The sequence below is a fragment of the Bradyrhizobium sp. HKCCYLRH1034 genome (genome assembly GCF_051168375.1).
Classification (GTDB): domain Bacteria; phylum Pseudomonadota; class Alphaproteobacteria; order Rhizobiales; family Xanthobacteraceae; genus Bradyrhizobium.
In genome coordinates, this window is sequence record NZ_JBNPUW010000001.1 from 449941 (window position 1) to 461485 (window position 11545).

General features: G+C 66.4%; 9 protein-coding genes. 4 read left to right on the forward strand and 5 right to left on the reverse strand.

Annotation, left to right across the window (positions count from 1 at the left end; all coding sequences use genetic code 11):
• Window positions 1-107 precede the first annotated feature (107 nt).
• The 5 genes from ACQR0W_RS02035 to ltnD all read right to left on the reverse strand — a co-directional run bounded on the left by ACQR0W_RS02035 (window position 108) and on the right by ltnD (window position 7598).
• Window positions 108-1811, reverse strand: a complete 1704-nt coding sequence (locus ACQR0W_RS02035; RefSeq protein ID WP_315714951.1) for a methyl-accepting chemotaxis protein — start codon at window positions 1809-1811, stop codon at window positions 108-110.
• Window positions 1812-2289: 478 nt separating this feature from the next.
• Window positions 2290-4317 (reverse strand): methyl-accepting chemotaxis protein, encoded by a 2028-nt coding sequence (locus ACQR0W_RS02040; RefSeq protein WP_315749165.1) that lies wholly within the window; start codon window positions 4315-4317, stop codon window positions 2290-2292.
• Between the two features lie 278 nt (window positions 4318-4595).
• Window positions 4596-5873 carry a 3-oxo-tetronate kinase gene (otnK, locus tag ACQR0W_RS02045; RefSeq protein ID WP_316186848.1) on the reverse strand — a complete coding sequence of 426 codons (1278 nt, stop codon included), beginning with the start codon at window positions 5871-5873 and terminating at the stop codon, window positions 4596-4598.
• The gene (otnI, locus tag ACQR0W_RS02050) at window positions 5870-6652 is read right to left on the reverse strand and encodes a 2-oxo-tetronate isomerase (RefSeq protein WP_315826372.1); all 783 of its coding nucleotides are present in this window, start codon (window positions 6650-6652) and stop codon (window positions 5870-5872) included. The genes otnK and otnI overlap by 4 nt, the downstream gene beginning before the upstream one ends.
• 22 nt (window positions 6653-6674) lie before the next feature.
• Window positions 6675-7598 carry an L-threonate dehydrogenase gene (ltnD, locus tag ACQR0W_RS02055; RefSeq protein WP_409998617.1) on the reverse strand — a complete coding sequence of 308 codons (924 nt, stop codon included), beginning with the start codon at window positions 7596-7598 and terminating at the stop codon, window positions 6675-6677.
• A gap of 120 nt (window positions 7599-7718) precedes the next feature.
• On the opposite strand from ltnD, the gene otnC reads away from it, so the two are divergent.
• The 4 genes from otnC (at window position 7719) to ACQR0W_RS02075 (ending at window position 11484) form a co-directional block, all read left to right on the forward strand.
• Window positions 7719-8381, forward strand: a complete 663-nt coding sequence (otnC, locus tag ACQR0W_RS02060) for a 3-oxo-tetronate 4-phosphate decarboxylase (RefSeq protein ID WP_315826373.1) — start codon at window positions 7719-7721, stop codon at window positions 8379-8381.
• A 22-nt stretch (window positions 8382-8403) separates the two neighbouring features.
• Complete coding sequence (locus ACQR0W_RS02065; protein WP_315749157.1) at window positions 8404-8616, forward strand: hypothetical protein; 213 nt, start codon at window positions 8404-8406, stop codon at window positions 8614-8616.
• Between the two features lie 508 nt (window positions 8617-9124).
• Complete coding sequence (locus tag ACQR0W_RS02070) at window positions 9125-10159, forward strand: ABC transporter ATP-binding protein (RefSeq protein ID WP_315826484.1); 1035 nt, start codon at window positions 9125-9127, stop codon at window positions 10157-10159.
• 35 nt (window positions 10160-10194) lie between these two features.
• Window positions 10195-11484, forward strand: coding sequence for an ABC transporter substrate-binding protein (locus ACQR0W_RS02075; protein WP_315714958.1), 1290 nt, complete (start codon window positions 10195-10197; stop codon window positions 11482-11484).
• Window positions 11485-11545: the final 61 nt, after the last annotated feature.

Sequence of the window (11545 nt, forward strand, 5' to 3'; positions counted from 1 at the left end):
CCTCGTGGCGGGGCCGGAGGTCAAGGAAGGCCATCATGACGGGATTTGAACTCGTTGAGACACGCTGGTCGGATCGTTGATTGAGCTAGTGAGATTGCCGCGGCCTGTCAGGCCGCGCGGACCGTCTGCAGGAAGCGGCTGACCTCGCGCTTGAGGCGGTTGCTGTCTGTCGACAGCCCCTGGGCCGCCTCCAGCACCTGGGTCGAGGCCGAGCCGGTCTCGGTGGCGCCGCGCTGCACGTCGGTGATGTTGACGGAGACCTGCTGCGTGCCGTGCGCCGCCTGCTGCACGTTGCGCGAGATCTCCTTGGTCGCGGCGTTCTGCTCTTCGACAGCGGCTGCAATCGTCGAGGAAACCTCCGACAGCCGCTCGATGCTGCCGGAGATCAGCCTGATCGCCGCAACCGATTCCTGTGTCGCCGCCTGGATGCCGGCCACCTGCTGGCCGATCTCATCGGTCGCCTTGGCGGTCTGCTCCGCCAGCGCCTTGACCTCGGCGGCGACCACGGCGAAGCCCCGCCCCGCCTCGCCGGCACGCGCCGCCTCGATCGTGGCGTTCAGCGCCAGCAGATTGGTCTGCCCGGCAATGCTGTTGATCAGCTCGACCACGTCGCCGATGCGGCTCGCCGCGCGCGACAGCTCGCTCACCCGCTCGTTGGTCTTCTTCGCCTGCTCGACCGCTTCGTTGGCCATGCGCGCCGATTCATGCACCTGGCGGCCGATCTCGGTGACCGAGGACGTCATCTCCTCGGTGGCCGAGGCGACGGATTGCACGTTGGTCGACGCTTCCTCCGACGCAGCCGCCACCGTGGTTGCGAGCTCGCCGGCGCGGACCGCCGTCTTGCTCAAGGTATCCGCCGAGACTTCCAGTCTGGACGAAGCCGACGAGACCGTCTCGACGATCTCGCCAACGGCGCTTTCGAAGTCGTCGGCCATCTTGTGCATGTCGGCCTTGCGGCGGGCCAGCGCCCGCTGCTCGGCTTCCTTCTGCTCCGCTTCCAGCGCGTGACGTGCGACCGCATTGCTCTTGAACACCTCGACGGCGCCGGCCATCTCGCCGATCTCGTCGCCGCGTCCTACGCCGGGGACCTCGACGTCGAGACGGCCGCCGGCGAGGCTCTTCATCGCGCTGGTCATGCGATGCAGAGGGCTGGTGATGCCGCGCCCGACGAGCGTCGACACGACGAGCAGGATCAGCAGCACGATCCCGGCCGCCATCAACGACTGCCGCGTCGAGGCCCAGGCCTGAGCCGAGAGGTCATCGATATAGACGCCGGTCCCGACCAGCCAATTCCAGGGTGCGAAGCCTGCGACATGGGTGAGCTTGGGCTGCGGCGTCTCGGAGCCGGGCTTCGGCCAATCGTAGTCGACGAAGCCGCGGCCATGCTGGCGAACCACGTCGATCATCTCTTGGAACAGCTTCTTGCCGTTCGGATCCTTCATGTCCGCGACGTCCTGCCCGATCAGCTTGGTCGAGATCGGATGCATCAGCATCTTCGCGGTCATGTCCGTGACGAAGAAATACTCGTTGCCGCCATAGCGGAGCTGGGAGGCGCGCTCCAGAGCGCGCTTCTGCGCGTCGGCGACCGAGATCGTCCCCTTCTGCGCGGCAGCATGCTCCTCGGCGAAGATGGCGAGCGCGAGCTCGGTCAGATGCCGCAGCTCGAGCTGCTTCTGCTGCTTGAGGCCGGCAGCGAGCTCACGGGAATTGAAGGCAGTCAGGCCGATCAGACCGAGGAAGCTCAGACCGATCAGGGCGTAGATCTTGATCCCGATGGTGAGCTTGAGGCGATGAGGCATTGCAAACGACATGTCAGTCTCCACGGGCGCGACTCATGCTTGGGGCGCTCGGGGACAGATCACGTCGACGGTCGGGGGGCTCGCCCTCGTCGTCACGCAAACGGGCCCGCAGCCCACGCGTGGAAGCTACGGAACCCAATATTAAGTCTGGTTAAGACGATGTCCGTGCAAATACGGAGCAACGATCGAAAACTGATCGTTGCCCGTCCAGATCGGTAACGCGCTCCGGCTTGCCGTGCGACGCGTCGTCTCGTGCCGTGCGACCGAACGAGAGAAGCGCCGTCTGCCCGTGGGACTCGACTGCGCGTTGGCCGCGAACGTCCAGACCCTACGCGCCGATTCTTAACACAAGTTAAAAACGCAGATTGACTACGCAGGTTAGTTTGCCGGCGTCGATGCAACGCGAGACAACGCAAAAGGCCGGAGCGTTCGATGCTCCGGCCTTTTAATCCCCTGCGCAATCCGAGTTGGCCGCTTCCGCGTCTCGGCGTTACGCCGCCCGCACCGAACCGAGGAAGCTCGCGACCTCCTGCTTGAGACGGTTGCTGTCGCCGGACAGCGCCTGTGCCGCTGAGAGCACCTGGGCCGAGGCCGACCCGGTCTCGGCCGCACCGCGCTCGACGTCGGCGATGTTGGACGAGACCTGCTGCGTGCCATGCGCCGCCTGCTGGACGTTGCGCGAGATCTCCTGCGTCGCCGCGCCCTGCTCTTCGACGGCGGCTGCGATGGTCGAGGAGATTTCCGACAGCTTCTCGATCGTGGAGGAGATCTCCTTGATCGCGCTGACCGACTCCTGCGTTGCGACCTGGATGCTCGAGATCTGCTGGCCGATCTCGCCAGTCGCCCTCGCGGTCTGCTCCGCCAGCGCCTTGACCTCCGAGGCGACGACCGCGAAGCCGCGGCCGGCGTCGCCGGCGCGTGCGGCCTCGATGGTGGCGTTGAGCGCCAGCAGGTTGGTCTGGCCGGCAATCGTGTTGATCAGTTCGACGACGTCGCCGATGCGGGTGGCAGCCTTGGACAGCTCGCTGACGCGCCCGGTCGTGGTGCGGGCCTGGCCGACGGCGTCGTTGGCGATGCGCGCCGATTCCTGCACCTGGCGGCTGATCTCGGTGACCGACGAGGCCATCTGCTCGGTCGCAGACGCCACCGACTGGACGTTGGTCGTGGCTTCCTCCGAGGCGGACGCAACCGCCGTCGTCAAGCCTTGCGAGCGCGTCGCGGCCTGGGTCAGCGTGGTGGCGGACTGCTCGAGCTGGCTCGAGGCCGACGAGACGGTGTTCACGATCTCGCCGACCGCGGCTTCGAACTGCTCGGCCAGCCGCTGCATGTCGGCCTTGCGCTGGCGCGCCGTGATCGCGTCCTGCGCGCTCTTTTCCTCGGCCTCGGCGCGCGCCTTCTCCTCCGCATTGCCACGGATCACCGTTACGGTCTTGGCGAGATCGCCGATTTCGTCACCCCGCGATGCGCCGGGAATGGCGATGTCGAGCCGGCCGCGCGCCATCTCGCCGAGCGCCGCGTTCAGCCGCGTCAACGGCCGCGCGATCCCGAGGAACGAGAACACGACCGAACCGATCACCGACAACAGAACCGCCAATCCGACAAACAGCGTGATATAGCTCGCCTGCGCGGCGACCTGGTCTGCCTCGAACCGCGCGCTCGCGTTGCGCGCGCGCGCGTCCTGGATCGCAGAGGACATCAGCTCGCCGGCCTCGCCGAGATAGATGAGCGTGCGGTCGCGCAGCACGGCCTCCTTGATCCCCTCGGTCTTCACCACCTCGTCGTTCGCGGCGACGAAGTCCGAGGCGAGGCCATTGAGCTTGGTGATCGTGGCCTGGATCTCGCGGTCGTCGGCCAGCATGCGGGCATCGGTCAGCGAGCTCTTCAGCCCCGGCACCGTCTGCTTCACCGTCAGGATCGTCGCGGCATCGCCAGTCATACCGAACCGCCAGGCCTGCGACCGCATGTAGTTCAACTTGGCATCGGCAGCGTGAAGCTGGCGCTCGACCCGCTCGCGGAAGGCGAGCTTCGGCAGCGACGGCGAGGCGAGCAGCGCCTTCAGGCTGGTGTTCCAGTCGTTGGAGACAGCACTGCGCTTCTCGATCTGCGTCAGCAACTTCTTCTGCGCCTCGGCGAGATCGACCGCTCCTGCGGCATAGCTCGTCATCAGCTCCTTGATCCGGGTCAGCCGGGCGCGATTGTCGGCGGTCGACACGTTGGCGAGTGCGGCGTCGATGTCCGTCACCATCCCGGTCGAGAACTGCTGAATGTCGGCGGCGGCCTTCTCTGCCTCGGCCGGCGCACGCGCCAGCCGTGCCGAACGGCCACCGAGCTGGGTCTGCTGCATGTTGATGCTGGCCGACAGCACGCTCTCGACGACGCGCCGCGCGCGCTCGGCCTGCTGATTGGCGTGGTTGACCGCTCTTTCCGCCATCAACTGGTTAGCGATCATGCCGACGGCGAGAGATGCGCCGATGGCGCCAGCGAGCCCGAGTTTGTAGCCGATCCGATTCAGTTTCATTGCCCTACCCACAGATGAACGCGTCACGCGACGGTCCGTACTGGAGGTATAGCGGTGAGGTCCCTAGAGACCGTTAATTTACGGGAGTTATCGGGCATTACACGCAAAAAACTTCTGCTTTTTCAGTGTGCGTCCCGATGCTTATGGCGGCACGACGGCGCTGCCGCGCCGAGCGACGGCTCACAAACTAAGCAGATGATGAGATCGGGACCGAGGCCAAGCACGTCGTTCCAAAATCCGGCACGGGCCGACGCAGCCGGGAGTCGGCTGACGCGCAGTTAGCGCATCAGCCCGAGCGCGTCGGCGAAAAACTGCGGCCCACCGAAATTGCCGGACTTCAGCGCCAGCAGCATGTCGCCTGCATCGGCGCCGATCGTGCGAAGCACGGGCACGCCGGCCGCGATCTCCGGACCGACGAGGAAGCCGGGAATCCCCAGCCGGTCAACGACAGCGCCCGAGGTCTCGCCGCCGGCGACGATCAACCGCCGCACGCCGGCCTGGATCAGCCCCTCGGCGAGATCGGCCATCGCCTGCTCGATGGCGTGCCCCGCCGCCTCGCGGCCGTGCCTGGATTGCAGCGCGCTGACCTGATCCGGCGTCGCGCTGGAGGCAATCAGCACGGGCCCCTTGGCGATGAGCTCACGCGCCCAGGCGAGCGCGCGCTGCGTCTCGTCCGGACCGGCGACCAGGCCCGCCGCATCGAGATGCAGCACCGGCATGATGGTCTCGGCCTGCGCGATCTGCTGCAACGTCGCCTGCGAGCAGCTGCCGGCGAGGCAGGCGGCCAAGCCGCCGACGGGGGCATCGGCGTGATGCGCCAAGCCGTGGGAATGCACGCGCCCGGCCTCGACCAAAGCGCGCGCCAGACCGAGCCCGATGCCGGACGCGCCGACGGAGACCCGGCTCTTCAAGGCGGCCGCACCGATCGCGGTCAGGTCCGCATCGAACACGGCGTCGACGATCGCGGCACCCATGCCCTGCCCGGCCAGTTCCTGCAGCCGGTGGCTGATCGCCTCCGGCCCATGCACCACGGTGGCGAGATCGACCAGACCGATCTTCCGTCGGCTTTGCCGGCCGAGCACGCGCACCAGATTGGCGTCATGCATCGGGTTGAGCGGATGATCCTTGAGCGGGCTCTCATTGAGCGGCACGCCGCCGACGAACAGGTTGCCCTGATAGACGGTCCGCCTGGTTTCCGGGAACGCCGGCGTCACCAGCACGATCGTTTCACCGGCATCGCCCGCCAGCGCGTCCATGACAGGACCGATATTGCCGGCGTCGGTGGAATCGAACGTCGAGCAGATCTTGAACAGCACGTGGTCGGCGCCTCGTGCGCGCAGCCATGTGTCGGCCTCGCGTGAGCGGGCCACGGCAAGCGACGCCTCAATCGAGCGGCTCTTCAGCGACACCACGACGGCATCGACCTCGGGCAGCGTGAGGTCATCAGCCGGTACGCCGATGGTCTGCACCGTGCGCAGGCCGGCGCGGGTCAGGGTGTTGGCGAGATCGGAGGCGCCGGTGTAGTCATCGGCGATGCAGCCGAGCTTCAGGCTCACGGCTTCACTCCCTTGTAGGGCGCGAACCAGCCGAGCCCGTCCTCGGTGCGGCCGCGCGGATTGTACTCGCAGCCGACGAAGCCGGCATAGCCGAGCCGGTCGAGCTCCCCGAACAGGAACGGATAGTTGAGCTCCTCGCCGTCGGGCTCGTTGCGCGAGGGAACGCTGGCGATCTGGATGTGGCCGATGATGTCCATCATCTCGCGCAGCCGCATCGTGACGTCGCCATGGATGATCTGGCAATGATAGATGTCGAACTGCAGCTTCAGGTTCGGAATCTTCAGCTCACGGATCAGATCGCGGGCGAAGCCGAAATCGTTGAGGAAGTAGCCGGGCACGTTGCGCGGATTGATCGGCTCGATCACGACGTCGAGGCCGTGGGGCGCGAAGAACTCGGCCGCCCATGCGACCGATTTGTAGTACGCCTCCACCGCCCTCGGATCGCTGCGCTCGGCGATCCCCGCCATCATGTGCAGCCGCTTCACGCCGGTCGCCATGGCATAGGGCAGCGCGGTCTCGAGGCTCGCCTTCAGATCGTCGAAGCGCTCCGGCAGCGCCGCAAAGCCCTTCTCGCCGGCATCCCAATTGCCGGGCGGCAGGTTGAACAGCGCCTGGGTCAAGCCGTTGCCATGCAGCCGTTGGCCGACCTCCTCGGCCGGATGGTCATACGGAAACAGGAATTCGACCGCAGTGAAGCCGGCCTTGGCGGCGGCCGTGAAGCGGTCGAGGAACGGATGCTCGGTGAACATCATCGAGAGATTGGCGGCGAAGCGGGGCATGGCGTGAATACTCGTCGTGCTGCTACTTGGAGGGGCCCGGCAGCGTCGTGCCGGTGACCTGCGCATACATCCGCGCCACAGAGGCGTCGTCGTCGCGGCCCATGCCGGCGGCCGACGTCATCAGGAACATCTGCAGCGCGGCGGCCGAGACCGGCACCGGAAAACGATGGCTGCGTGCCATGTCCTGGATGATGCCGAGGTCCTTGACGAAGATCTCGACCGCGCTGCGCGGCGTGTAGTCGCCGTCGAGCACGTGCGGCATGCGGTTCTCGAACATCCAGGAATTGCCGGCCGAGGCGGTGATGACCTCATAGACCTTGCGGATGTCGAGGCCCTGCTTGGCGGCGAAGGCGATGGCCTCGCTCGCCGCTGCGATGTGCACGCCGGCGAGAAGCTGGTTGATCATCTTGAACGCAGCGCCCTGCCCGGCGGCATCGCCGAGCTCATAGAGCTTGGCCGCCATCGCATCGAGCGCCGGCCGCGCCTTGGCAAACGCCGCCGCGCTGCCCGAGGCCAGGATCGTCAGCTCGCCTTGCGCGGCGCGCTGCGCGCCGCCGGAGATCGGCGCGTCGAGGTAGTGCCGGCCGGCGGCTTCGAGCTGCTTCGCCAGCCGCCGCGCAACGTCAGGATCCATGGTCGCGGAGGAGACGAACACGGCGTCCTTCGGCATGGTTTCGGCAGCACCGCCGGGGCCGAACAGGATGGCTTCCGTCTGCGCCGCATTGACGACGACACTGACCACGATATCGGCGCCATCAGCCGCCTCGGCGGGAGTCGTCGCGCCCTTGCCGCCGTCGGCCACGAAACGCGCCACCGCGTCCGCCGAGACGTCGCATCCGGTCACCTCGAAGCCTGCGCGCTTCAGCGAGGTCGCCATGCCGAATCCCATCGAGCCAAGCCCGATCACGGCGACTTTCAATTGCGATGGCGACGGCATGCGGCAGATCCCTGAAGCGTTTCCCGGAGACGTCCGGTTGCCCCGGACTGCACTCTGGGTATCACGGCTTGGCCGCGTTGCCAAAGCGTGAGACAAAGCGGCAAAACAGCGACATGCGAGGAAAGACCCGTGGCGGAAACTGCGATTCGCGAGGCCATCTGCCGGTTCGGCCGCTCGCTGTTCGAGCGCGGGCTGACGCCGGGCTCGTCCGGCAACATCAGCGTGCGACTCGATGATGGCGGCTGGCTGGTGACGCCGACCAATGCCTCGCTCGGCTTCCTCGATCCGGCCCGTTTGTCGCGGCTCGACGCCGAAGGGCGACTGGTCTCGGGCGATGCACCGACCAAGGAGGTGCCGCTGCACACGGCGCTGTACCAGACGCGCGACGTCGCGCGCGCCGTCGTGCATCTGCACTCGACCCATTCGGTCGCGATCTCGATGCTGCCGGAGATCGATCCGCGCGCCGCGCTGCCGCCGCTGACACCTTATTACTTGATGCGCTGCGGCCAGACCGCGCTGGTGCCCTATCATCGTCCGGGCGATCCCGCGGTAGCCGATGCCATCAAGGGTCTCGCCGGCAAATACGCCTCGGTCCTGCTCGCAAATCACGGGCCCGTCGTGTCCGGTGACACGCTGGAAGCCGCCGTGTTCGCGATGGAGGAGCTCGAGGAGACCGCAAAGCTCTATCTGCTGCTGCGCGGGCTCAACCCGCGTCAGCTGTCGCCGCAGCAGGTCGACGATCTGGTCAAAGTCTTCGGCCTCACCCTGCCCGATCACAACGGTCATCACTGATCCCGCCGGCGGATGGATGGGCATGCAATATTTGGCAACAACGCCGGCCGAGATCGATGCCGCTGTCCGCGTGCTCTACGAGGAGGCCCGCTTCTATCGCTGGTTTCCGATCGCAGCCGACTCCTATGACGCGTTCGCCGCCTCTGATCCGATCGCGGTCAGCGAGCTGCGCGGCATTGCCGAGCGCATGCTGGTGGCCGCCGCGCAGGCGAGATCGCGGGCGCGGCGGATCTAGCGTCCCGCCAGCCTGGCCTGCATGCGAGGTAGCCTGCGCCGCCTTGTCGCTCATCAAGCTGCCTTGCCTCGGGAGGACAACGATGCCTAATATTCAGGCAAAGTGCGACTGCGGCAGCAATCAGGGACGGATCGGTCGAGCAAGGACAACACCGGCAGCTCGTCGCTGCCGCGGCGCGAGGATGCGCCCCGCTCTTCCACCATCGATTGCAGCCTATCGCTGAGCACGCCCGGAGCACGAAAGGACAGGGCAAAATGCCTCCACATCGGCGTGGGCGCGGCTGTTTGGCCGGATCGGCGGCCCATCTGAGCGGACTGACGCCGGGACCGGGGAATGCCCTTTCGAGCGTTGCATGCGCATCTCATCCAACGCGCAATCTTCACGCGCTGCTCCGCGCCCACGGCGACCCTTGGCATATCCGTTGCAGACATCAGACGGGCCGGATCGCGGGCGCCCGACGGAGCGAGCTGCGATCATGACCGACACGGGACAGGACGACGGAGGGCGGATGGCGGCGGGCGCGAGCTTGGAACTGGTGAAGGTGACGAAGATGTACGGTCACGTCACCGCCGTCGACGCAATCGACCTGCGGATTCCCGCCGGCTCCTATTGCTGTCTGCTCGGCCCGTCCGGCTGCGGCAAGACCTCCACCCTGCGCATGATCGCCGGCCACGAATCCGCGACATCGGGCGACATCATCGTCGGCGCCAGGAACGTCACCGAGCTGCCGCCCGCAGGACGCGGCACCGCGATGATGTTCCAGTCCTATGCGCTGTTTCCGCATCTGTCGGTGATCGACAACGTCGCGTTTGCATTGAAGATGAAAGGCGTGTCCAAGCCCGAGCGCCACGCCAAGGCACGCGAGCTGCTCGAGCTGGTGGACATGCAGAGCTATGCTGGCCGCCTGCCGGCGCAGCTTTCCGGCGGCCAGCAGCAGCGCGTGGCGCTGGCCCGTGCGCTGATCACCTCGCCGCAGATCCTGCTGCTCGACGAGCCGCTGTCGGCGCTCGACCCGTTCCTGCGCCTGCGCATGCGCGCCGAGCTGAAGCGACTGCAGCGCGAGCTCGGGCTCACCTTCGTTCACGTCACCCATGGCCAGGACGAGGCCATGGCGCTGTCCGACCTCGTGGTGCTGATGAATGGCGGCCGCATCGAGCAGCAGGGCAGCCCGCGCGACATCTTCAATCATCCGCGCACCGAATTCGCCGCCCGCTTCATCGGCGGCCACAACGTGATCCCGCTGAACGGCGAGACCTTCGCCGTGCGCGTCGACCGCATCCAGCTCAAGGCGCCGAATGCGGCGATCGACGGCCCGGTGGTGCCCGGCACCATCAGCAAGATCGAATATCAGGGCACCTATGTGCTGGTCGCGGTCGCGACCGACGGTGGCCCCGAGATCTCGGCGCAGCTCAGCGACGATCAGTTCGATGCACAGACCCACAGCATCGGCGAGCGCGTCGTCGTCACCTGGAACATGGCCTTCGCTGACGCACTGACGCCCCGCCCTGCCGCAGCCGCTCCGGCTGCGGAGCTGGTCACCTGATTTTCGTTTGCTCGTTCTTTCCCAAGGAGATGATCATGACTGATCGATCGAAGACGACATCCATCAGCCGCCGCTCGCTGCTCAAGGGCGCGGCGGGCGTTGCCGGTCTCGCCGGCTCCGGCACGCTGCTCAGCGCGCCCTACGTCCACGCCGCCGACGCCAAGGTGCTGCGCTATCTCGGCACCGCCGTGAACGAGGGCGACGAGATCTCCAAGAAGTGCCTCGCCGACACCGGCATCAAGATCGAATACATCACGGCGACGACCGACGACGTCACCAAGCGCGTCATCACCCAGCCGAACTCCTTCGACGTGCTCGACACCGAATATTTCTCGCTCAAGAAGCTGGTGCCGTCGGGCAACATCTTCCCGCTCGACGCGCGCAAGATCAAGGAATTCGACAACATCACGCCCGTCTTCACCAAGGGCGAGCTGCCGAACGGCAAGAAGATCGGCGGCCAGGGCACCGCGCCCTGGAAGGTGCTCTATCTCGACGGCGCAAACTCCAAGACCTTCTCGGCAACCCCGACCGAATGGGTCACGCTGATCCCGACCGTCTACAACGCCGACACGCTCGGCATCCGCCCCGACCTGATCAAGCGCCCGATCAACTCCTGGGCCGAGCTGCTCAACCCCGAATTCAAGGGCAAGGCCTCGATCCTCAACATTCCCTCGATTGGCATCATGGATGCCGCCCTCGTCGTCGAGGCGACCGGCCAATACAAATATGCCGACAAGGGCAACATGACCAAGGCCGAGATCGACCTGACGATGAAGGTGCTGACCGAGGCCAAGAAGGCCGGCCAGTTCCGCGCGTTCTGGAAGGACTTCAACGAGTCCGTCAACCTGATGGCCTCGGGTGAGACCGTGATCCAGTCGATGTGGTCGCCGGCCGTCACCAAGGTGCGCTCGATGGGCATCCCCTGCGTGTTCCAGCCGCTCAAGGAAGGCTATCGCTCCTGGGCCTCGGGCTTCTGCGTCTCCAAGGCGGTGGGCGGCAGCCCGAAGCTCGACTGGGCCTATGAGTTCGTCAACTGGTACCTGTCCGGCTGGGCCGGCGCCTATCTCAACCGCCAGGGCTACTACTCGGCCGTGCTCTCCACCGCCAAGGCCAACATGACCGAGGACGAGTGGGGCTACTGGATGGAAGGCAAGCCGGCGAAGAACGACATCAAGGCCCCCGACGGCACCCTGATGGAAAAGGCCGGCGCCGTGCGCGACGGCGGCTCCTACGAGGACCGCATGGGCAACGTCGTCTGCTGGAACGCCGTCATGGACGAGAACGACTACATGGTCCGCAAGTGGAACGAGTTCATCGCCGCCTGATGTGACCGCCATTGCTGCCGCGCCCGCGACGTCGTGGGCGCGGCAGCTCGTCTCAGACGTT